Raw genomic sequence first — 22,744 nt, forward strand, 5'->3', positions numbered from 1 at the left:
TATGGGAAATGTAGCCATACAGGTAAAGGGGCTTGGGAAGAAATACAGACTAGGGAGTTTTGGGACCGGAACACTCAGGGGAGACTTAAACCAATGGTGGGCATCTGTAAGAGGTAAAGAGAACCCCTATGCTTTGGTTGGAAATGACCCAGTTGCTAATAAAAGCGATTTTTGGGCCCTAAAGGATATAAACTTTGAAATCAAGCAAGGCGAAGCAGTTGGCATTATAGGAAGGAATGGGGCCGGTAAGTCTACCCTGTTGAAAATCCTTTCCAGGATTACGAGCCCCACCACCGGGGAAGTAAGAATCAAGGGAAGAATTGCCAGCTTATTGGAGGTGGGAACGGGCTTCCATCCAGAACTTACCGGGAGGGAAAATGTCTTTTTGAATGGTGCCATCCTAGGTATGACTACCCGGGAGATTAGGAGCAAGTTGGATGAAATCATTTCCTTCTCTGGCGTAGAACAGCATATTGATACCCCCGTTAAACGGTATAGTAGCGGCATGTCTGTTCGCCTCGCCTTCGCGGTGGCTGCTCATCTGGAACCAGAGATCCTAATCATAGATGAAGTGCTGGCTGTAGGGGATGCTGACTTCCAAAAGAAATGCTTAGGGAAGATGGGGCAAGTGACGGGAGAGGGCCGAACTATTCTTTTTGTCAGTCATAATATGCAGGCAATCACTAACCTTTGCCCCACGTCCATCTGGCTACAGAATGGTTGTCTGCATGCAAGTGGGGATAGTAAGCAGTTGGTGAATAATTACTTATACGTTTCGCAGGATAAGGTATGGTTCCAAAAGTGGAGTTCTCTGGAAGACGCACCAGGTAATGAATTCATTAAAGTTTTAGCAGTAGAATTAATCCCCCATTTAAGTGACCCCTATGCAAGCATAGACATAAGAACAGCTATAACCGTTAGATTCAGGTTTTACAATTTTTGTGACAACATAGAGCTTAATACAGACATTATTCTTTTTAGCTCATCTGGGGAATGTGTTTTTGATGTGGCTAGTAAGGCTTCCATTTATAGAGCAGGAGTAATAGAAGGGGAATGTACGGTGCCTGGTGATTTCTTAAATGATGGCAGTTATTACATTTCTCTACATTTCACCAAGAATACCTCGCAAGCGCTATTTTATTTTGAAAAGTGCTTATTCTTTGACGTTGAGGATTTTAGGGAAGGTATTAACTGGTATGAAAAATGGTGGGGTTGGGTTAGGCCTAATTTCCCTGTTAATCTCACGCCGCTTTCGGTTGAAGTATCTACTCAGTATTTGCAACAGCAAGAACCTTGAGACAGCCCTTTATACCTAATCTGGTTTCAGTGGTTATCCCGTGCTATAACCAAGGACACTATTTGGCTACTGCCATTGAAAGCGTCTTGTCCCAGCAGAATGTCCAGGTAGAGGTGGTGATCATAGATGATGGGTCCACAGATAATAGTAGGGTGGTCGCACAAGGCTTTCCACAAGTGAAGTATCTTTATCAAGAAAACCAAGGGCTTTCTGCCGCACGTAATGCAGGAATATATTATTGCAGTGGTGAGTTTGTGGTGTTTCTTGACGCAGATGATTGGCTTGTGGAAGGCGCGTTATCTGTAAACGCTGGCTTTCTACAGCAAAACAAACTTCTTGCCTTTGTATCTGGGGCTTACATGAATTTTTATGAGAGCCGGAACCAATTTGTTCCCTTTCAAACATCCATTGAAACCACCCACTATATACACCTTCTAGAGCGTAATTATATTAGTATGGTAGCAGCGGTGATGTTTAGAAGAAGGGTATTAGAGCATTACCGTTTCGATGTCTCCTTACGGACCTGTGAGGATTACGATTTATACTTAAGAATTGCCAGAAAGCATCCTGTTTTACATCATCAGGAATTCATTGCCGTTTATCGTTTTCACGAAAAAAACATTTCTTATCGTTTTAAAGAAATGTTAATAGGAGCCTTAACTGCCTTATACAAACAAAAATGCTTTTTAAATTCTAAAACTGAGAAAATAGCTTGGGTAAGAGGAGTGGCATTTTGGAAAAACTTTTACGCTAAGCAATCCCTTGAAATCCTATTTAAGGCATTGATTGAAAATAGCCGGCAAAATAATAGAGAGGAAAAGATATTGCTATGGAAATATAGCAAGCCTATGTACTTGCAATACCTTAAAGCAAAAATCTGGAAATGGGTTAAATCGTTTTTTAAATGAGTGTATTTAATAAACGATTCCTTGTTTTATTCAAATAATAGAATAGTGAGTTTGAGCTTTATTTTAGTTGAAACGGCTCTATAATTTAATATAGTTAGATAAAGATATTTTAAATATCTGCTTAGGTCTCTTTTTGAGTAACAATTGCGTGGATGAGATTTCTTAAAGGGTGTCAATATGAAAATATTATATGTGATTGATTCTTTAGGAATGGGAGGGGCTGAGAAGATAGTAGTCAATACTATATTGAAATTGCCTGCAGATGTTAAATGCACCGTGGTGTATCTGAATGGTTCTACCAGTTTGCTTCCCGCATTAATAGGTGTTGATGTTATTTGCCTGGGCTATACTGGTGCATTAAATATTTTTAGTGCGGCTCTAAAGCTTCGTTCTATAATAATGGCCCATAAGGTAAATATTGTTCATGCCCACCTTTATTATTCCACTATAATTTCTAGAATGGCTTGCCCTGCTAATGTGAAATTTTATTTTAGCGTTCACAGTATATTTAGTTTAGATGTTTTCCAATCTAATAGAGCATTGCTTTTGATAGAGAAGCTTACTTATAAAAAAAACCAAACCCCCATTTTTGTTTCAAATACTGTAAAGAGTGATTATCACAAACATGTTCGCATAAAGGGCCATAATTATGTTTTATATAATTTTGTAGAGGAGTCATTTTTTTTAAAAAATAAACTTGGCTTTCAGGTTGATTTTCATAGACCCTTACGGTTGGTTTCTGTTGGAAATTTAAAAAGTGCCAAAAACTATAATTTTTTAATTAAGGTTTTCAAGGAATTAAAGGGTAATGAGTTTTCTTTAGATATCTATGGTGAGGGTAATTGCCGCCATGAATTGGAAGGGATGTTAATGGATTATAAAGTAGATAATATCCAATTATTAGGTGCGAAAACAAATATAGCGGAGCTGTTGGGAGATTATGACGTATTTGTCATGTCCTCAGAAAATGAAGGTTTCTGTATTGCTGTGGCGGAGGCTATGGCAATTGGCTTGCCGTGTATTTTGTCTGATATAAATACCTTTAGGGAAGTTTCTGATGGTAAAGCAGTTTTCTTTGACTTAGCTGATGCAAGAGCATTGGTGAGTATTCTTAATGAAATAAGCTCTTATAAGAATGCACTATTGAGTAACGCAAAAGAAGCATTTATGAAAGCTCAGGATTATAGAGTAGAAAGGTATGTGACAGAGTTATTGAAAATTTATGCTTCCAATAATTAAACAGGTAACTAAGATGTAAGCCAGGTGCAAAATAAAATGTTTGATTTCTGGTTGAATTTAATTTCAAAGTAATAGTAATATTTACTAGCTCTTTTTTAAATTCCTAGATTCACCAATTCAATATCTCCTTCAAGAAAGCAGTAAGCTCAGCGGCAATAAAACCATGCTCCTCCAGACTTGGATGGTCATCGCAGCCGTTGGTGTAGGAGCGGGAGAAGAAGAATTTATGCACCTTTCTATCACCGGCTTTATTAGCCGCAGCTACAATGCCGGTGAGATAGTTTTTCTGCGCGGCGGCTAGTTTGGCGTTGGCCATGGGGCTGGTGAGGCAGATGATTTCCGCCTGCGGATAGTTGCTCCTGATGGTTTGCAGGAACTGCAGGTAATTTCTGGTAAACGCAGTGGAGTCCTGAATGCCGTCGTTCTGGCCTAGGCAAACGGTCACGGCATCTGGCACATAGCGGCTGAAATTCCAGGGCAACTCATTTTCGCGTAAATTGATTTTGTCAAACACCTGCGGCATGACCACCGGCATGTTGCAGCAGCTGCGCATAAGGCCAATACCTGAGACGGCGGTCAGATGCCATTGGGCGTTCAGTTCCCGGGCTGTTCTGGGGCCATAGGCTAGGTACGCGTTGTGCTGGTCATGCCACTGCCCTTTTCCGCAGGGCACACCCGAAAGGTCTGCCCCGGTGCCGCAGGTAATGGAGTTGCCAATAAATTCAATCTTGCGGGTGGGTTTGGCGGGCGGCGGCAACAAGGCCTGCGCCTTTATTCCCACTAGCTCCAGGTACCCCACATTCGCTTCGGTGTTTTTGCAGATGGTGACCGTATGCTCTCCCGGGGTCAGGTTCTCGCCAATGGTAATGGTGTTGGTTTTGCCGGTGGTCTGGATGCGATAGGGGGAGGTGTTGTCAATAGCTATCTGCAGATAGTTGTGCTTATTACCGTACTCCTCATCGTTTAAAATAACTTCACAAGTGGTGCCTTTGAACCGGAAGGTGATATACACCCCCGGAGCCCAGAAACGTGGCTGCTTGGGGTCAGAGAAATCAATGCGGCCGGTGTATTGGATTAGGGGATGGTCAGCTTCAAAAAGCACCGCTTCCTGCGTGTTGCCACTGCTGGTTTTGCACCCGGTAAAGATTAAAGAAAAAAGCAGCAGAAAGGTTAGAAGGCGCTGATGCATGGTGGTTTGGTGGTAGAAGATGAAAATGGGAAAAGCAATACCCATGTACTCTTGCTTACCGCTTCTTTTTCTTGCCGGCTTTCTTTACGGCCTTGCTGTACTTCTTAATCAAAGGCATGGTGGAGTCTGTGTCAAAGACGCCGTATAGGCCTTGCTCTTCCTGGGGCGGGTCGCCCATAAGGTCATCGCCGGGTTGCCAGAAGCGGCGGGTGGCGTTAGGGCGGGCGGTACCGTTGAAAGCCCAGAAATTGGCGCCCGCTAAGGCGTCTTTTGCCTGGGCGCTGGAAAGCACCCGCTCAAACACCTGTTGGTAGTATCGATCGCGGTGGGCGGTTTTGGCCGTTGGGGAGAACTCATTGTTGTCGCGTTGCAAACCGAACTCTTCCATCACAATTGGCTTCTTCTGTTCCCGGGCAAACGCGATGTGGCGGTCCATGTACTGCATGGTTTTGGTAACGGCAGAATCCAGAGAGCTACCCAGGTTCTTATTGTCCAGCCAGCCCCAGTTGCGCGGCCAGATATGCATGGTAAAATAGTCAATGCTGGGGTCTGTATGCACCTGTTGAAAAACGTCCATAGAACCTTCTGAGCCATGTGAGCCTTCTGAACCGGTAGACACCAGATGGTTTTTGTCCAGGGATTTGATGAGGGCGGCAGTGTTTTTGATCCATTGACTATACGCTGGCACGTTGGCCATAGAGAAAGCCCGGGGCTCGTTGGCAATCTGCCAGGCCATAATCACCGGGTCGTCTGTGTACTTCTGGTTCGTGAACTGATTGGTGCGGCTCAACATGAAGGTTACGTGGTCTTTAAACTGCTGCTTGCAGGGGGCACACTGGTGAAACTGGCCCGAGTACCGCATAAAGCTAGCCCAGTCATTGTTATTGGCTAAGGCATACGGAATGGGCACGTTGGTGTTCCAGTTTACATATTGGCTGAAACCACCCGACCACTCCCAGGCGTTGTTCAGGTACAGAACCGCCTTCATGTCGCGTTTGCGCATCTCCGCGAGCAGGAAATCAAGCCCCGCCAACAGCGTGTCATTGTACTGGCCAGGGGCCATGAGCAGCCCCGGCGAGACGCGGTAGGGTTGGTTGTTTGGGCCTTCGGCGCCCGCCAGAATACGCAGGTTGGTGACGCCAGCTTTCTTTAGCAGGTCGAGTTCCTTGGTGAGCCGGGCCCGATTGCCACCCTGGCCGGTAGAGCCCAGCAATGCTCCGTACCAGTAGTTGGTGCCAATGTAGTAGTAGGGTTTGCCGCCCAAGGAGAAGGAGTGCCCGTTGGTCTTGACAAAATCGGCTTTCTTTTGGGCCTGAAGCTGGGCAAAGGAGGTACACAGCAACGCCAGCAGGAGGTATAGTTTCTTCATGTGCTTTTCAATGGATACAGGAAAATATCCTTATTTCTTAGGCCAGTTGTCGGTTCTGAAGGAGGCGGCAGGTAGCCCCGCTTTGTTGAACAAGTTGGGGTTGGCCGAGTTGCTCCAGGCATACCGTACGGCTACTGGTTTTTTTACTTCCTTGGCGCTTACCACAATGATTCTGCCATCTACCTTAGCCGTGGCGGGTACAAACTTCTGGTCTTCTCCGGCAATCTCAAAATGGGTAAGGCTTTTGCCCTTCACTACCAGACCTTGGTCTGCATGGTCAAAGGAAAGGCGTAGTTTGTTGCCCTCAGGTTTCATCTCACGGAAGATAGGTCCGGAAAAAGGCACGTCTTTCTGGCCGTAGGTTTGGTTCAGGGCCAGGGCGGCCAGGCGTTTGCCCACGTCCAGCTTGTTGCGCGGGTGAATGTCATCTATGTTGCCCACGTCACTGATCACGGCCATGCCGGTATGGGGCACGCTCAGGGTATTCAGCTGGGCTTCGGCTAAGCGGGGCCATTCTTCGGCACCACCGTATTTGTAGGGCGCAATCTGCACATAGTAGAATGGGAAATCCTGTTGCCACTGGGTGCGCCAGTTCTGAATGAGGGCAGGCAGCAGTTGCGCGTACACCTCGGGAGCATCAGTATTGGACTCGCCCTGGTACCACAGGGCGCCGGCCAGCCGGAAGGGGATGAGCGGGGCAATCATGGCATGGTAGGCTTTGCCGGGCTGCACCGGTCCCCATGGTACCTCTTTGCGGTTGGCCGCCGACTGAGCCAGCACCGGATTGGCCGCAATGACCTGGCTGCTGAGCCAGACCTCGGCGGGCGTGCCGCCCCAGCTGCTGTTGATCAAGCCCACCGGCACCTGCCTTTTCTGGTGAATCTCCCGCCCAAAGAAGTATCCCACGGCACTGAAGTACTTCATGGTTTCGGGGGTGCAGACCACCCACTGACCCTGCAGGTCCAGCTGCGGCGTGTCTGCGGTGCGGTGGGCCACCTGGAAGAACCGGATGGACGGGTAGTTGGCCTGGGCCAAGTGCTGCTCCGCATTGTCTATACCGGCGCTGGCGCTCCATTCCATGTTAGACTGGCCGGAACACAGCCACACCTCGCCCAGCAGCACGTCTTCCAGCACCAGGGTGTTGTAGCCTTTTACGGTGAGGGTGTGCGGACCGGCGGCCGCCGAAGTCTGCAGTTTAACTTCCCATTTAGCCTGGTTGTCTGCCTTGGTTTTTACGGGTTGATTGTCCCAACTGCCGGTTACGGTAATTTCTTCGCCGGTCTTGCCCCAGCCCCAGATGGTCACTTCTGAATTGCGTTGCAGTACCATGTGGGGCCCGATAATGGCGGGTAAGGTAACGGCTCCCGCCGAGGGAGCAAGTCCGCAGAAAATCATCAAAATTGAAAGTTTGTAGAATGTCTTTAAGCGCATAGTGGAGGGTCAAGGAAAGTGGAGTGTAAATGGCTTTTACTTCAACTCCGTTTTGGGCCTGTTTTTGGAAAAACAGGCCCAAAACGGAATCGTGGCTAAGTGCTTAATACCAGCAGAATTACGTCATGGCCGGGAACGGTGCCGGAGAAGGCTTTTTTGGTGTTGCCCAGCACTTTTTTGGTCCACACGTTCCTTATTTTGTAGGTGGTTTTGGCGTTCAATTCCTTTTTAGAGAAATCATCTGTGATGGGTGTGTTCTTCCAGTCAAACCCTACTTTCTGCGGGTTCTTGCTGCGGTTCAAAAAGGCGACTGCCCATTTGCCGTTGTCCAGGGGTTTGAACCAAGTTTCCAGGCTGTCTTTTTTGGCGTACCTGAACCCCTGAATGCCCAGCTTGTCTTGGTTAATGGCAAGGGCTTCTTTGTCGGTGAGAAGGGCTACAGTTTCTTTGCTCATTTTGCGCAAATCATTGCCGGCAATAAGCGGGGCGGCCAGCATGCTCCACATGGTAAAGTGGGCGCGGTCTTCGTTTATGGCCATGCCGTTACCTACCTCCAGCATGTCCGGGTCGTTCCAGTGGCCGGGGCCGGCGTACTGCCGAAGACCTTCCTGCTTGTCCAGAATCTGCATCACGCCCCAGGACTTCCAGGTGCCATGGTCTTCCACGCAGTCAAAGCAATTGTAAATATCGCCGGTGGTGCGCCAGAGGTGGCCCACTTCTTGGCCCCATTCCCAGGGCTTGTCATTGCCCCACTCGCAAATGCTCAACACGATGGGCCGACCGGCTTTGCGCAACGCAGCAGTGATGGTTTTGTAGGCACCTTCGGCCTTTAGGCCCTCAGTGTTGCACCAGTCATACTTGAGGTAGTCAATGCCCCACTCGGCATACATTTTGGCATCCTGAAACTCAAAGCCCCGGCTGCCTGGCCTTCCACCGCAGGTCTGCGACCCGGCATCTGAGTAAATGCCCAATTTCAGGCCTTTGGAATGCACGTAATCGGCCAGCGCCTTCATGCCCGACGGGAATCGCTTGGGGTCCGGATGGATGAAGCCCAGGCTGTCGCGGTCGCCGTGCCAGCAGTCGTCAATGTTGATATAGGTGTACCCGGCTGCCTTCATGCCGGAACTGACCATGGCATCGGCGGTTTCTTTGATGAGCTTTTCGTCTACGTTGCAGGCAAACTTGTTCCAGCTATTCCAGCCCATGGGCGGCATGAGGGCCAGGCCTTCAAACTTCTTGTAGTTTTGCACATAATTGTTGCCTTGGCCAAAGCCGGTGAGGGATAACGCAAAGGCAGTTAAAAAGAGAACCAGTTTTTTCATGCGTTCTGTTTGGTATGCTTTTCTACTAATTTCTTGTTCCTGTTTTGGGGCTGTTTTCTGAAAAACAGCCCCAAAACAGCAAGGTGTGTTCAAGCTTTATTTCTGAAGAACCACCCGCCGCGTGAACCGCTCCTTCCCTTTCTGGATGCAGAGCACATACATGCCTGCCGCCAGCTGCTTCACCGGTATCTGTACCACATTCTGCCCCTCCCGCAGCTTCTGTTTTACAGAGGTCACCTTTACTCCGCTGGTAGTAAGTAAAGTAAAGATGGCGGCTACGGCCGAGGTGGCGTTCAGTTCAACCGTCAGTTTGCCGTTGGCCGAAGGGTTAGGGAAAATACGAAGCTCACCCAGATTTTTTTCCAGAGCACTGCTGGTAAGGGTGCCGTAGGTGCGCCAGTTGGGGAGTTCATCCAGGGTGATGACGTCTGGGTGGTTAAAGACCGTTTGCAGCAGCGGGATAGGCTGTTTCCGGATATAATCTTGGCCGGTCCAGACCGCAAACCAGGACCACCAGGTACCGAAGGATTTGATGTAATCTGGGTTGGGCAGGTTGCCGGTCTCAGACAGGGTGACCAGTTTCTTACCGTCAAAATAGGATTGCAGTTCGGTCCACTGGCTGCTGAGGTTAGAGGCTGTGGCGGTGTTCTCATAAATGTCAATGCCTACTATGTCTACAAAGGCATCGCCGGGGTACCAGTCTTGTTTGTTGGGCTCGGCGGTATAGACCCATATGAGGTTGTGCAGCTGGTGGTGATTGGTGAAGCGGTCATGCATGATTTGCCAGAGCTCTTTGAAAGGAGCCGCGCCTTTAGCGCCCCACCAGAACCAGGCCCCGGCCGCCTCATGCAGCGGGCGCCACAGCACCGGAATATCCTGGGCCTGAAACTTCTTCAGCTCCACGGCAATGGCGTCCATGTCGCGGAGCAGAAGTTGGTAATTGGCCCCGTTCTTATCGGCTAGCGCCGTAGCCAGGTCAAAGGTGGTGGCCCGGGTATAGAAACCACTCCACCAGAGTTGGTCGGGGCTTTGGTTAATCAAATCTGTGGGAGCATTCCAGTGCCACATAAGGCTGATGATGCCCCGGCCCTGGTCTTTCTTGGCCCAGGCAATGGCCTTCTCTGAGTGGTTGTTAGGGTTGGCGCCGTACTGCAACCGGGAGGGCGAATAGTCAATCAAATCATAGACACCAATGGCAGGGTCTTTGCCGGTGTTGGTCCGTACGTAGTCTATTTCCTGTAGCAGGTTGTTTTCCTGCTGCCCGGCCAGCACCTTGGTTCCGTACAGATCTACCATGTAACTGAACAGGTTTTTGGTGGAGGTTGTGGCGTTGGCATCGGTGAGGGTTTTAGAGGGCTTGACCGGCAACGGAATTGTAGCCGGGGTAAGGGCAATGAAGTCAATGTAGTAATATCCCCAACTTCCGCCAATGACCAGGGTGTTGGTGCCGGCGTTTAGGTACTGCTTGCCGGCCTGCGCCGTGGCGAAGCTGGGTACGTTAGAGAACATGCCTTCGGTGCGCTGGCCGTTTATTTCCAGGGCGTATCCTTTCTCGCCGGAGGGCGTAGCGTATCTTATGGCCAAATCATAGATACCTGCCGCCGGCGCGTTGACCGTGAAAGCCACGTTTTTGGCAAACGAGTTGTCAAAGCCCTGCACGTAGCCAGTGCCAGAATACCCGGCCAGGCTGTTGCCTACCGTCACCCCGTTGCGGGTGGCGTTCTCGGCTTCCAGTTTTATCTCCTGCGCCTGCGCCGGCCACGCAGCAAGTAAAAAGACTACTACCCATAGTGCCCTTGCGTGGAGAAAAGACTCCCTGATTAAAGGTAAAAGTAGTGTCATAAGGGGAGGAGATGAGGTGAAATTTCTGGGAAGTACGGTTGCGAGGTCATGGCCTGAGGAGCTGTTTTTTCTTGTAGGGCAGCTGGCGTTTTATCTTATACAGGTCGGTTACGTTCTCTTCGGTGAGCACGTAGGGGTGCTGCAGAAACTGCACAAAATCCTGCTCCGCTGGGTGGCCCTTGAACGGCGTCCAGAACTCGTCCTGGCGGTTGTGCCAGAGCAGTACGTAGGCCAGTTGCAGCTTGTCATGTTGCAGCGCTTTCATCAGCATCTGGGAGTACCAGTTTGCCTGGCTCACGTTCAACAGCCCCGACTCTGTGACGGCGGCCAGCTTGTTCCGGCTTTTGGCGAAATCAGACACCAGCTTGAATTTGGCGCCGGCTACGGCCGGGTCTTTGCCTTCCTTTAAATCCCAGTAGTTGTCGGTACCCACCAGATCCACGTATGCATCGCCGGGGTATTCTTTCAGGAATTCTTCCTCGTTGCTAAACCGGCAGTCCGGGGACCAGGCGTAGAGCATATTGCGCACCTGCAGGCTGTCGCGCAGGTAGGTGACGGTAAACTGGTAGAGCTGTTTGAACTCCTCTGGGCTGCGGTGGCCCTTGCCCCACCAGAACCACTCGCCGTCAAACTCATGCCAGGGCCGGAAAATGAGCGGCACCAATTGGCCGTCTACCTGCAGTGACTTGGAGAAATCGGCTATTTGCCGGAGCGAGTTCTTGAATTTTCCATGGGCAGAGCCACCGGGCAGAATCTGACTGACTGCCTCTACTGGAGATTTTTCCCAATAAAAGCTGCCCTCTGACACGGGGTTGCTGTAGTGCCAGGAGAAGGTGTGGAGCCCGCCGCGCTTGTAGCCTTCCAGGATCTGTTCCCGTACCGATACCTCTACTTTCTTTACCTCTTCCTGGGGCTTGAAGCTGGCAATGTCTATGAAGTCCCACCCATAGACGGCCGGCATCTGACCAGTAACCGCCTTTACGTCTGGGGTTTGCAAACCGGTCCGCCAGTTCCAGCCGTAGCCCTGGCGGGTGGCTTCCTGGTGCCCGAACAGGATCTTTTCCTCAGAGATTCTCTTAAGGTTGTAGAAAAGGGCGGCGGTTTGCTCAGTGGCGTTTTTGTCCACCAAAAGCGCACGGGCTTCCGTAAGGCTGGGCTTGCTCTTGAACGAGGTGCTTTTGAACGCGCAGCCGTTTACCGCCGCCAGCAGCAGAAACAACACAATGCATTTGGTGGTCTTGTGTGCCATACGTTCTTTTTTGTGTTTTCCGTTTAGGGCCTGTTTTCAGGAAAACGGCCCTAAAACAGGAGGTAAGTTTACTTGTCTATTTGCAGGAAAGACCCAATTCTTTTCACTGTCTGTAGTTGGAATATCCTTGGCTTGCTTTTCTGTTTCGAGCCCGTTTTCTGAAAAACGTGCCTAAAACGATTTTCTTTTCTCGGCTCTTCCTGTGGACTAGGTGCTGAGCAGGCGCGTTAAGTAAATTCACAGATATAAAGTTACGTATGGTTCTCTTGCCTTACCTTTTGGTGGCACCGGTGAATGATCTCCAGGCAGGCGCGGGCATTGTGGTAAGGGCATTTCCAGAAACCTACTTTGTCTTGTGCGGCCATGGGCGTATAGTCATGGTGCACGCCCCAGAGCCATTCACCATTCTTGTGGTCCAGGAGATGGTTTTGGGCAAATTGCCAGGCGTTCCAGGAGTGGCGCAGGTACTCTTCGTTCTGGGTCAGTTCAAAGGCATTCAAAAAGCCTACCATCGCCTCGGCGCTCACCCACCATTCGCGGTGGGTATCATAGTGGTTCTGGTCCAGGTTGAGTTCATGGTACAGGCTGCCGTCCGGGAGTAGGGCCTCAGCGGTGACCTGGGCCAGTTTGAGGGCCGCTTCTTTCACCTGCGTTAACAAGGCTTGGTCGTTCAATACCTCGGCGGCTTCCTGCAAAAGCCAGGAGGCTTCAATGTCATGCCCGTAGGAAACCAGGTTGGCGGTAGACGTCCAGTCCCTTCTGAAGAATAGTTTCAGGTGCCCGGTGGCCGGGTCTATGATGCGCTGCAGGAAGACGTTTACCAAATCCCTCAGCCTTTCCGCCAGCACCGGGTCTGGCCAGATGCGGTACAGGTTGGCGTAGGCTTCCAGCACATGCAGGTGCGTGTTCATGGTCTTGGGGTCGTTGCGGTCCTTCTCGCTCAAACGCAGATCTTCCAGCAATTGCCCTTCGCGACTAAAAGCCTCCAGGTAACCGCCGTGCTCCGGGTCATAGCTGTAGTGCTCTATCCAGGTGAACAGTTCCTGGCTTCTTTTTAAGGCCGCTGGCGACTGGGTGGCCCGGTAATACTCGCTGAACCCGTACAGCGCGAAAGCCTGGGCATACACCTGCTTACGGGTGTTAAGCGGTTGGTCCTGCGCGTCTACCATCCAATAGATTCCGCCGTGGGCGGAATCCAGGAAATGGGTTTGCAGGTAGTTAAAGGCGCGAGTGGCTATCTCCAGGTGTTCTTTTTTCTGCGTGTGCCGGTATGCCGCCGAGAACGTCCAGAGAATGCGGGCGTTCAGGATGCTGCCCTTGGGGGCTTCTGGAATGACCATGCCGGTCCCGTCCATCTGCCCCACAAACCCGCTATGCTGGTGGTCTTGGGTGTTTTCTGCCCAGAAAGCCAGAATCCTCTCCAGTTCCTGCTCCATTTCCTGTTGGTACAGGGTAAGCTGGTGCGTGCGGGCAGACGATGTGGCCGAAATCATGAACGGGCCCCGGTTAATTCATAGGCTTTTTCCTGTTTTTGGCTGGCCAGATACGCCTGGTTCTTCTCCACCAACCGGTTAATCTGCTGCACAGAGGCTGCCGAGCGGAACCCGTCTGCCGGGGTGTTCATGACGTAATCCAGCAGTTGGTCCACGGTGGAGGTAGCCACATGGGTGCGGGTGTCTGACGAGGCGTAGTAAATGAACACGGTGCCGTCTTCGTCCAGAATCCAGCCGTTGCTGAAGGTCACGTTAGACACGTCGCCTACTCGTTCTTCGCCCTCTGGGGCGATAAAATGACCGGCCGGTTTGTAGAGTATCTTGGCGGGGTCTTTCAAGTCTGTGAGGAACAGGTACAGCACATAACGTAGGCCGGCAGCAGTGTTGCGCACGCCGTGGGCCAGGTGCAGCCAGCCTTTCTCAGTTTTAATGGGAGCGGGGCCTTGGCCGTTTTTCGCCTCATACACGGTGTGGTAGGTCTTCGGGTCTATAATGAACTCGTCGCCTACCACCGCATGCTCCATAGAATCTGTCAGGCCCCAGCCTATGCCGCCGCGGCTACCGGCTTCAATGAAGCTGTCCTGCGGGCGGGTATACAAGGCGTACTTTCCATTGATGAACTCGGGGTGCAGTACCACGTTGCGCTGTTGCGGCGAGGTGGTGACCAGGTCGGGTAGGCGTTCCCAGGAAACCAGGTCGCGGGTGCGGGCAATGCCGCACTGGGCTATGGCCGAGGACTCGTCGCCGGGTTTGGCGTTGGGGTCTTTGCGCTCGGTGCAGAACAGGCCGTAAACCCAACCGTCCTCATGCTGCACCACCCGCATGTCATACACGTTTATGTCTGGGGCCTCGGTCTCAGGCATGGTGATGGGCTTTTCCCAGAACCGGAAATTGTCAATGCCGTTGGGGCTTTCCGCCACCGCGAAGAACGACTTGCGGTCATTGCCTTCCACCCGGGCCACCAGCAGGTATTTGCCATTTAGTTTAATGGCACCCGCGTTAAAAGTCGCGTTAATGCCAATGCGTTCCATGCAGAACGGGTTGGTCTCGGGGTTCAGGTCAAACCGCCAGGACAAGGGGGCATGCTGGTAGGTTAGGACCGGAAAGGTGTATCTGTCATAGATGCCGTTGCCTAAAGGCTGCTTTTCGTTTGCTCTGGTAATCAAATCAGCCTGAAACGCAGTGAGCGCATTCAATCTTGTCTGGAAGGTGTTTTCCATGGTACTAGGGTCAAAGGTGGTAATAGCGGATGGCCGCTTATGAATGGGTAACTAATTTTCTTTTGATAGAGGCTGCTACAGAAAGGCCGTCTGTGGGAAGCTTGTCCCACCAGGTTTTCTTGAGAATGAGGCCGCAGACCAGCAGAATGCTACCCACCACCATAAGCTCATTATACATGCCCAGAATCAGGTAAATAGGCAAGAGGGTGAGGCACATCTGCCCGATGACGCCCACTATGACATTGAACATGTCCAGCCAGAAGTTTTTGTTTTCCTCAAATGTCGGGTCCTCGGCTTTTAGCTGAGCGGCCACCGGGCCCCAGAAACCCCAGGGGCGTACATTGCTATAGAAGCTTTTTAAGGTGTGGGCATCAGTAGGCGGGGCCATGAACGTGCCCGCAATACTGCCGGCCAGGGAGATGAGGAGCAGGTACGGGAAGTAGTACAGATCAAGCCCATCAGTGAAGTAAGGGAAAATGAGTGCCGGCACAATACCAGTAAGCATGCCCCAGAAGAAGCCGCTCCCGTTAAAGCGCCACCAGTACCATTTTAACACGTTAGCCGAGATATAGCCTCCGTAAAGCCCCGCCACAATCCACTGCAAAAGGCTGTTCACGTCTTTGGCCATAAAGCCCAGCACCATGCTCACCAGTACCACCACAATGCCGGTGGCGTAGTTCATGCGGCTCACGGTTTTGTTATTGGCCTTTGGGTTCACATAGCGCAGGTACACGTCATTGACCAGGTAGGCCTGGGCGGCGTTAAGGGTGCCAGCGAATGTGCCAATAAAGGCGGCAAGCAAGCCAGCTAAGATAAGGCCCAGGATACCGGTAGGGGCGAAGCGCTGGATAGCGGCCGGCAGTATGCGCTCAAAGTCAATGCCGCTGGCAGAGGTGAGGTTCAGTTGGTCATAATTGAGGATAGCCAGCACCGTGAACCCCATAATCATAAGGTAACGGGTAGGGATTAGCACGATGGAAACAAAGGCGCTCATCTTGGCGGCATCCTGGGGGGATCGCGCCGAAAGGATCTTCTGCATGTCATAGTTAGGCGTGGGTCCGGCCAGGCTGGCCAGGATGCCTTTGAAGACCATGAGCGAGAAGAAAATCCCGAAGAGCGAGTACCCGTCTGACTTTATTTTGGCGTTCACGTCATCAATAATGCCGGTCCAGTCCAGGTCCAGGGTGGCCCCGAAGAAAGGGGTTTTCCATTCCTCAGGTACGTTGAGCGGGGTGGTCTCCAGGTTGTTGATAGCCAGCACGGCCACTACAATAGAGGCTGCCGTCATGATGGCGTACTGCAGCACATCTGCCCAGACAATGCTGGCCATGCCGCCCAGGATGGAATAAAACACCGCGAAGAACGTAAACAGCATGCCATAGAAATGGGGCACGAACTCCGGGGAGACGGTGAACGGCACGTACGGCTGCACCAAAGACCAGGGCACAAAGATCTCCACAAACTTACCCAAACCAATAAAGCCGTAGGCCAGAAAACCCAGGCAGCTGAGCAAGGCAAAGGCCACCACAATGCTGTGCGACCGGGCAGAATCTCGGCCCTGGCCAAAGCGGGTGAGCATCCATTCGGCACCGGTAGTCACGTTAGAGCGGCGCAACCAGGCGGCCAGGAACATCATCAAAAAAATCTGGTTGAACGAGGGCCACAGCCACGGAATCCAGATGCTTTTGAGGCCATAGACAAATCCCAACATCACCATCCACATGGTGCCGGAAATGTCAAACATGCCCGATGCATTAGACAACCCCAGCGCATACCAGGGCAAGGTATTGCCACCCAGCATGTAGGCTTCTTTATTGGCTTTTGCTCTGTTTTGCAAAACCAGCCCAATGGCCGCTACTGCCAAAAGGTAGAAAGCGATAATGCTGAAATCAAGTGCGGTTAGTTTCATGCAGGCGAAGGTTTGTCTGTTAGGTTTGGGAAGTTAGGGCGAGATTAGTTTTTGGCTTGTTTAGACTGGGCCGGTACCGGCGCATACAGCTGCTCCCGGGCCGCGTCTTTGATGAAAAACACATTGGGGTAATTGTAAAAGGCCTTGAAATCTGCCGCGCTATTCTGGCCTTTAAAAGGTGCATAGTAATGGTCTGGCCGGCCGTTGCGCCACACCAGCGCGTAAGACAGGCCGGCATCTTTTATAATGGGGTAGAGCACCTGGGTCCACCAGTTGGCTAGGGGCACCGTTTCCAGGCCGGTTTCGCTCAGGGTCCAGACTTTGTTTTTCTCCTTGCCTATCTGGCGCAGGGTTTCCACCATCTGGCGGGTTTCCTGGATAAAGGTTAGGGTGGCCTGGGCCGTGAGGGTGGTATCTGGGGGTAGGCGGTGGTAGATGTCGAAGCCCAGGATGTCCACGTACTCATCGCCGGGGTAGCGCTCCAGGTAATCTGCCTTTGAAGAGAAGCGGTCTGGGGAGTAAGCGAACAGCAGGTTATTTGCCTTCTTTTTCCTGAGGTAATCTACCGTGAAACGCCAAAGCTGCTTGTATTCTTCGGGGGAACAATGCTTGCGCCCCCACCAGAACCAACTGCCGGTATGCTCATGCAAGGGTCTGAATACCACCGGAATCAATTCACCTTTGGGTCCTTTCAGGCTTTTCATAAAATCGGCCACCTCGTCTAACCAGGATTTATAGCGCCGTAAGGCCTTTTTGTCTTTAAATAGATGTTGGATCGTGGAGTCCATGGGGTCCCAGCTGGATTTACCGGGGTCTAGGGGGTTGTTCAGGTGCCAGCTGAAGGTGTTGAGGCCGCCGTGGGCATACACTTCCTGCGCAAAGGCGCGCATCTTGGTAAAAGGAACGCTGTCCAGGTTCACGGGTTTCTTCAGTTCCAGGTGACCCAGGTCCCAGCCTACCACGGCAGGGTATTCGCCTACCAGCCCCTTTACATCTGACCGACCGTTTTCATACTTCCAGCCCATGCCGTAGGCCAGCGCATCCTGGTGCCCGAACATAGTGCCCTTCTGGGAGAGGCGCTTCAGGTTGGCGTACAGGTTTTTGGTTTCAGGAGTAGCTTTTTTGTTGACAGGTAGCCATTGCCCAAAAGAAACCAAATGGGTGAGGAGCAGAAGGAAGCACGCCAGCAAAGGTTTCGTCATGGGTAGATTACTATAGGTATTACTGGTGAATAAACAGGCTGGTGAGGAGTGTTCAGGTAAGCGCCAGCTTTCTCTTTTATTCCTTTGTTTTGGGGAGAAACTGTAAGGTTATAGCCTGGTAATCTTTCCCTTCTTCCGGTTTCTGCTAAGGCTTTAGCACCTATACAAAACTAAAAAGGTGTCAGGTGAAAATGTAGTACATTTTTAGCAAATGTTAGATTGAAAACTACCTTTCCACGCCGGCTCCGGCGCTAGGGAAACTGGGGAGGAAAAATGTTCGTGTTTCATGGAATTCATCTTTCTAGTTGTTATTGGCGGTTTCTGCCTAGTAGAAGTAGGCAAGAAATATCTGATTAGATAAAATGATAGCCTTCCTATCTTTCAAAATCAGTTGTCTATGGGCTATTCCTCATTTTTGCGGTAAGGAGTAGATGCATTGAAATAAGACCAATACGATCGGTTTGCCAATGGTCTTTTTTTAACATCAATCTGCTGCGCTGCAGAAAGGTCAGGGCGGAAGAGGACATGCGCTACGCCAGGAAACCAGCTGTCTTTTTCTGTAGGCAAATACACTAAAGGAGGGCGATAACCCACCGCTCTTGCCATAGCCCAGTCATTTCTACCTCGGAGTTTTCTTTCTTTCCTCCAGTTCGCAATCTTATGGGAAACTTCTCTAGAGCCACCCATTCTTTTGCCTTGGTACCAATCCAATAGGAGTAATCCTACCCATAAAGCCGGGGAGACAACCCTTTCGGTCTCTTTTGGAAGCTAAAACTTTTTTAAGTCAGGATCTAAAAGTAAGAGCGATTTTTATTCTGCTGAAGCAAATTGTAACTAAAGAGAAATCGCCAAGAGACTCAGTGGATATAAAGATTTTGCCGGTTGATTTTATGTGATAACTTATTAAAGACAATAGCTTTATTTAGTGTCTATTTAATTAGTGTTCTGGTAAGTTAATTATTAAATTGTTTTCTCAAAAGGGGTTGTTTTATTGTTAATGGTAGGATTGAAGTTTGGTTAATACTTTATTGCCAATCTGTGATACAAAACTGGCCTTTTATCTTTTTGAATCTTAAGAATGGTTCGTGATAAGCTATTTAAAATACCCTTTGCTTCTGTTTACTATTTATACTTGATTAAAATGGCAAAACCTTTACTTTTTCTGTTCTTTATAGTGCTAGCCTTTTTTTCTGTAAAGGTTCAAGCGCAAAGTAATACCCCGCCTTCCTGCGTGATTACGGCCCCGCATAACAATTCCTATTTTGAGGCCGGGAAAGCCATGGCCCTTAAGGTGTATGCGGCAGATATTGGTGGCACCTATACAGACGGAACGGTGGCCAAAGTAGAGTTCTTCAATGGTTCTGCTAAGCTTGGGGAAACCACTACCGGCAGTAACAATGTGTATACATTTGTCTGGAGCCCTCTTTCTGCGGGAACCTACACCCTCACCGCCAAAGCGACCGATAACCTGGGTATGGTAAGTACCTCGGCCGGGGTGGTAGCGACCGTAGGCTCGGCCGCCGCGCCAAGCATAGGTCTGAGCGCCTGCAAAGGCAAATACCTGGCGCAAATTATTGCGGGAAGCGTGCCCAGTAATTTTAACTCGCTTTGGAATGGAGTTACCGCTGAGAACAATACCAAATGGGGATCTGTGGAACCTACCCGTGATGTCATGAACTGGTCAGGGGCCAATATTGCCTATAACCACGCCAAAACTAACTACTTGCCGTTCCGATACCACGTGTTTGCCTGGGGCAGCCAGTTTCCAAGCTGGGCCATTAACTCCAGCAACAATTTACTAATCAGCCCCGCTGAGTTTCAGGAGGAAATGGAGGAATACATGGCGGCGGTAGCGGCCCAATTCCCAACTGGAATAGACCAGATAGATGTATTGAATGAAAATCTGCGCACCCACGCCGCCGCCACGCCCGCCTTTAAACAGGGTCTAGGCGGAGGGGGTGTTACGGGGCATGACTGGATCATCTGGCTGTTCACCAAAGCCAGGCAGTACTTCCCCAATTCGAAGTTGATCCTGAATGACTATGGCCTTGAGAATGATCAGTCTGCCATAAATGAGCAGTTGGTCATTGTTAAGCTGTTGAGAGACAGGAATTTGATTGACGGATTCGGGACCCAGGCCCATGAGTTTAACATTAATACCCTGTCTGCCACGCAGCTAAAATCGTCGCTAGATTTAATGACCCGGTCCGGGGTGCCTATTTATGTGACCGAGTTAGATGTTTCCGGAGATGATAACACGCAATACACCAGATACCAAACCTTGTTTCCGGTGTATTGGGAACACCCGGCCGTGGCTGGAATCACGCTGTGGGGCTATGAGTCTGGCAAAACTTGGAAAACCAACACCAACCTACTCACTTCTTCCGGCTTTGACCGCCCAGCCATGACTTGGCTTAGGGAATATTTGGCCGGCAGGGCTGATGTAGGCTATCCTTTCTGCACGCAACAGGCGGTAGTGACGGGAATTGGGGCGGATATTGCCGCCCAAAAACATGTCCTTTTCCCCAACCCCTTTACCGAGAGCTTCCGGTTTGAACTGGCCGGCAAGTTTGAGTACCAACTCTACAATGGCGCAGGTGCCTTAGTTGCGGCAGGTACAGCAAGTGAGCAGGTGCAGTTAGGAGAAAGGCTCCCTAAGGGTATGTACCTATTGAAGGTTAACCAAAAGAACCTGACCAAAACCCTTAAGCTGATCAAAAACTAAAGAATTTATCCAATAAGGTTTTCCTTAGGGCCGGGGCCAGTTTCTCCTTCTACTTGATCTGCAATCAAGTAGAAGGAGAAACTGGCCCCGGCCATTTAATAGTTTGGGGTCCTCTTTTACTATTAGTTATTAGTGGGATATACTCCTTGTCCGGCCCAACCAAGTAATTAAAAGTTTTATATATGCTGCATCCTGTTGGAGGAGAATAAGCGGATTGCAGATTTATGGCGCAGGCTATTAACTGGAAACTTCTTCCCTCATCTTAGCCTTCTCCCTGAGTGAGAAGGAACTGCTATGTTGCGTTTTGAGTCTATTTTTCAGAAAACGGGCTCAAAACGTAAAAGCTCATGTTAGGCAAACTGGGCTGCGTTCTATCTTTAAACCTTTTAGAATTCAAAGAGAGAAACTTAGTCTATTTTTGGGTAGTCATTACTGTCACTGGAGGTTATGGGTGTGGGATAATCTTCCTTAAATGTAGTATCCCTGTTTTGGGCCTGTTTTTATGAAAACAGGCCCAAAACGCAAAATGATTCTGCTGTTACAAGGCGATTTGATTAACAAAGGAAGGTGAAATGAAGCGTTGGAATGTGTGGGGAAAGTTTGGTTTATGAAGAATCGTGAGTGGATTTAAGTTTGAATTTAGCTGTGTAATTTTTTCCTTTTCGTGTCTTTCTCTGGTGGCGTGATATTTACAAAGGTGCCTTATTTATTTCAAGTTATTAGGTTCTGATTTTAGGGCATAAAAAAAAGGGATAACCATTTGGCTATCCCTTTTTTTATACTCTTGAATTGAAATTATTTCAACTCTATATCATCAATATAGAAAGTGTTGGGGTTAGTACCGTAGTTCTTGATGTAGAACTCATTAATACCACCGGTAATATTGCCTAAAGAGCTGATAGGAATTTCAATGCGGTTGAACTGGCCTGCTACAATATCAAAGGGCGCATCATTACCGAAGGTGCCGGCCATATTCTTAGTCTGGATGGAGCCTCTGCTGTTAACGGTGCCACGCACATATAACACAATAGTGGTATAGCCGTCCAGGACATCTTTGTTAGTGGGGTGCAACTGGAAAGCACCATAGGCATCATTGAAGCTTACTTTTATTGCTTTGGTGCCGCGGCTTACAAACTCAGTGTTAGCTATGTCTTGTGAAGTGGTTCCCCATCCGTCCCATTTCTGCCAATCTGCATGAATTACATCATTGTATATGTAATAAGCCGGACGGGCAATATTGATGGAAAGGGTCTTGCCGGTGGCTACGGTGTAGTTACGCTGGGTAATAAAAGTAACGGCACCGTTCAAGATGTCAGTGGTAGGCATCTTCAGGACAAGCTGGGTGGCAGACTGGCTGATGAAAGTGGAAACAGAGGCGCCACCGGTAAAGTTGACCGTCTTCACCAGGTCCAGGTTAGTACCGGTAATGGTTAGGTTGGCGCCCGGGTCTACTGGGTTTGGGGTCATGGTGGTGATAGCCGGAAGAATCACCGTCATGCTCTGGGTAGTGGGTACCTCTACCATAGACTTTGCCACCAACTTAAGGGTACCGGTGGAGGCATTGTTAGGTACGGTTACTACAATTTGCGTAGCGGATTGGCTTACGAAGGTGGTGGCTTTGGCCGTGCCCACCCCAGTGAAGACAACTTCCTTCACCAAGTCAAGGTCAGTGCCGGTAATGGTTAGGTTATCGCCGTGCTTTAAAGAAGCCGGAGAAAGGCCAGTAACTTTGGGCAGCGTGACGGTCAAAATCTGTTCCGTTTCCATTTTCAGGGGCTTGGTGCCACCTGTGAATAGGAAAAGGGAACCAGTCTTTGCTTCCATGGGAACGGTTAGCACCAATTCATTTTTAGACTTAGTGACAAATGTCTTCACGCTTTTAGTGAGTGACCCAAATTGTACACTGTCTACCCAGTTCAGGAAATCACCTTTGAGGGTGATGTTGGTACCTGGTTTTGCCTCGCCGGTAAGCGAGGTCACTACCACAGGTACATTAAAGCTCAGGACAGTTTTAGAGGTGATCTCTTCGCCGCCGGTTACTTTTAACACCACTCTGCCTTGCTCAGCTTCTGCCGGTATTACCAACTCAATCATTTCTGAAGACTGGGAAGTGAACTTGGCTTTGGGAACGGTTACGCCGGGCAGAACAATTGACTCCACCTTATTCAGGTTATTGCCAATGAACTTGAGTTTCTCGCCGTGTTTGGCCCCGGTGGGGCCAAAGCTTAACAGCTCCACCTTGTCAGACTTCAGGTCATCATCCTCGTCATTGCAGGACGTGAGGTACCCCAGGGAGAATACCAGCAGCGCCATCAGCAATACTCTTATGCTATAAAGGTTTTTCATATA

15 protein-coding genes are annotated in these 22,744 nt (G+C 50.0%); 4 read left to right on the forward strand and 11 right to left on the reverse strand.

All coding sequences use genetic code 11. The features are described 5' to 3' along the window. Position 1: 1 nt before the first annotated feature. From ACYVJQ_RS15060 to ACYVJQ_RS15070, 3 genes are all read left to right on the forward strand, one after another. Positions 2-1,297, forward strand: coding sequence for an ABC transporter ATP-binding protein (locus ACYVJQ_RS15060; protein WP_460893934.1), 1,296 nt, complete (start codon positions 2-4; stop codon positions 1,295-1,297). Continuing rightward, positions 1,294-2,205: a glycosyltransferase family 2 protein gene (locus ACYVJQ_RS15065; protein ID WP_460893935.1), complete on the forward strand. Its 912-nt coding sequence runs from the start codon at positions 1,294-1,296 to the stop codon at positions 2,203-2,205. Before ACYVJQ_RS15060 ends, ACYVJQ_RS15065 begins: the two co-directional genes overlap by 4 nt. Positions 2,206-2,382: 177 nt before the next feature. Further along, the gene (locus ACYVJQ_RS15070) at positions 2,383-3,444 is read left to right on the forward strand and encodes a glycosyltransferase (RefSeq protein ID WP_460893936.1); all 1,062 of its coding nucleotides are present in this window, start codon (positions 2,383-2,385) and stop codon (positions 3,442-3,444) included. A 109-nt stretch (positions 3,445-3,553) separates the two neighbouring features. Here the strand turns inward: ACYVJQ_RS15070 and ACYVJQ_RS15075 are convergent, their stop codons facing one another. From ACYVJQ_RS15075 to ACYVJQ_RS15120, 10 genes are all read right to left on the reverse strand, one after another. Further along, entirely contained in the window at positions 3,554-4,678 is a 1,125-nt protein-coding gene (locus tag ACYVJQ_RS15075) for an SGNH/GDSL hydrolase family protein (protein ID WP_460893937.1), read from the reverse strand. A gap of 10 nt (positions 4,679-4,688) precedes the next feature. After that, entirely contained in the window at positions 4,689-6,002 is a 1,314-nt protein-coding gene (locus ACYVJQ_RS15080; RefSeq protein ID WP_460893938.1) for a glycoside hydrolase 5 family protein, read from the reverse strand. A 30-nt stretch (positions 6,003-6,032) separates the two neighbouring features. After that, on the reverse strand, positions 6,033-7,433 hold the full coding sequence (locus ACYVJQ_RS15085; RefSeq protein WP_460893939.1) for a sialate O-acetylesterase: 1,401 nt from the start codon (positions 7,431-7,433) through the stop codon (positions 6,033-6,035). A 95-nt stretch (positions 7,434-7,528) separates the two neighbouring features. After that, the gene (locus ACYVJQ_RS15090) at positions 7,529-8,755 is read right to left on the reverse strand and encodes a glycoside hydrolase family 27 protein (protein ID WP_460893940.1); all 1,227 of its coding nucleotides are present in this window, start codon (positions 8,753-8,755) and stop codon (positions 7,529-7,531) included. Positions 8,756-8,851: 96 nt separating this feature from the next. Beyond that, entirely contained in the window at positions 8,852-10,597 is a 1,746-nt protein-coding gene (locus ACYVJQ_RS15095) for a glycosyl hydrolase (protein WP_460893941.1), read from the reverse strand. 46 nt (positions 10,598-10,643) lie between these two features. Then, positions 10,644-11,846: a glycoside hydrolase family 26 protein gene (locus ACYVJQ_RS15100; protein ID WP_460893942.1), complete on the reverse strand. Its 1,203-nt coding sequence runs from the start codon at positions 11,844-11,846 to the stop codon at positions 10,644-10,646. 251 nt (positions 11,847-12,097) lie between these two features. After that, a complete protein-coding gene (locus ACYVJQ_RS15105) occupies positions 12,098-13,339 on the reverse strand; it encodes an AGE family epimerase/isomerase (RefSeq protein ID WP_460893943.1) in 1,242 nt (413 codons plus the stop codon). After that, the gene (locus ACYVJQ_RS15110; protein ID WP_460893944.1) at positions 13,336-14,559 is read right to left on the reverse strand and encodes a glycoside hydrolase family 130 protein; all 1,224 of its coding nucleotides are present in this window, start codon (positions 14,557-14,559) and stop codon (positions 13,336-13,338) included. Before ACYVJQ_RS15110 ends, ACYVJQ_RS15105 begins: the two co-directional genes overlap by 4 nt. A gap of 37 nt (positions 14,560-14,596) precedes the next feature. After that, positions 14,597-16,468 (reverse strand): sodium:solute symporter family protein, encoded by a 1,872-nt coding sequence (locus tag ACYVJQ_RS15115; protein ID WP_460893945.1) that lies wholly within the window; start codon positions 16,466-16,468, stop codon positions 14,597-14,599. Between the two features lie 44 nt (positions 16,469-16,512). Further along, on the reverse strand, positions 16,513-17,670 hold the full coding sequence (locus ACYVJQ_RS15120) for a glycoside hydrolase family 26 protein (protein ID WP_460893946.1): 1,158 nt from the start codon (positions 17,668-17,670) through the stop codon (positions 16,513-16,515). Between the two features lie 1,141 nt (positions 17,671-18,811). Here ACYVJQ_RS15120 and ACYVJQ_RS15125 point away from each other — a divergent pair. Then, a complete protein-coding gene (locus tag ACYVJQ_RS15125) occupies positions 18,812-20,395 on the forward strand; it encodes an endo-1,4-beta-xylanase (protein WP_460893947.1) in 1,584 nt (527 codons plus the stop codon). 795 nt (positions 20,396-21,190) lie between these two features. On the opposite strand, the gene ACYVJQ_RS15130 is transcribed toward ACYVJQ_RS15125, so the two are convergent. Continuing rightward, the gene (locus ACYVJQ_RS15130) at positions 21,191-22,741 is read right to left on the reverse strand and encodes an IPT/TIG domain-containing protein (RefSeq protein ID WP_460893948.1); all 1,551 of its coding nucleotides are present in this window, start codon (positions 22,739-22,741) and stop codon (positions 21,191-21,193) included. Positions 22,742-22,744 lie beyond the last annotated feature (3 nt).

It is taken from the genome of Rufibacter soli (assembly GCF_054781795.1).

Coding starts and splice junctions, on each gene's coding strand:
- ACYVJQ_RS15060 (WP_460893934.1), top strand. CDS start 2: ATGGGAAATGTAGCCATACAGGTAAAGGGGCTTGGGAAGAAATACAGA.
- ACYVJQ_RS15070 (WP_460893936.1), top strand. CDS start 2,383: ATGAAAATATTATATGTGATTGATTCTTTAGGAATGGGAGGGGCTGAG.
- ACYVJQ_RS15075 (WP_460893937.1), bottom strand. CDS start 4,678: ATGGGTATTGCTTTTCCCATTTTCATCTTCTACCACCAAACCACCATG.
- ACYVJQ_RS15080 (WP_460893938.1), bottom strand. CDS start 6,002: ATGAAGAAACTATACCTCCTGCTGGCGTTGCTGTGTACCTCCTTTGCC.
- ACYVJQ_RS15085 (WP_460893939.1), bottom strand. CDS start 7,433: ATGCGCTTAAAGACATTCTACAAACTTTCAATTTTGATGATTTTCTGC.
- ACYVJQ_RS15090 (WP_460893940.1), bottom strand. CDS start 8,755: ATGAAAAAACTGGTTCTCTTTTTAACTGCCTTTGCGTTATCCCTCACC.
- ACYVJQ_RS15095 (WP_460893941.1), bottom strand. CDS start 10,597: ATGACACTACTTTTACCTTTAATCAGGGAGTCTTTTCTCCACGCAAGG.
- ACYVJQ_RS15100 (WP_460893942.1), bottom strand. CDS start 11,846: ATGGCACACAAGACCACCAAATGCATTGTGTTGTTTCTGCTGCTGGCG.
- ACYVJQ_RS15105 (WP_460893943.1), bottom strand. CDS start 13,339: ATGATTTCGGCCACATCGTCTGCCCGCACGCACCAGCTTACCCTGTAC.
- ACYVJQ_RS15110 (WP_460893944.1), bottom strand. CDS start 14,559: ATGGAAAACACCTTCCAGACAAGATTGAATGCGCTCACTGCGTTTCAG.
- ACYVJQ_RS15115 (WP_460893945.1), bottom strand. CDS start 16,468: ATGAAACTAACCGCACTTGATTTCAGCATTATCGCTTTCTACCTTTTG.
- ACYVJQ_RS15120 (WP_460893946.1), bottom strand. CDS start 17,670: ATGACGAAACCTTTGCTGGCGTGCTTCCTTCTGCTCCTCACCCATTTG.
- ACYVJQ_RS15125 (WP_460893947.1), top strand. CDS start 18,812: ATGGCAAAACCTTTACTTTTTCTGTTCTTTATAGTGCTAGCCTTTTTT.
- ACYVJQ_RS15130 (WP_460893948.1), bottom strand. CDS start 22,741: ATGAAAAACCTTTATAGCATAAGAGTATTGCTGATGGCGCTGCTGGTA.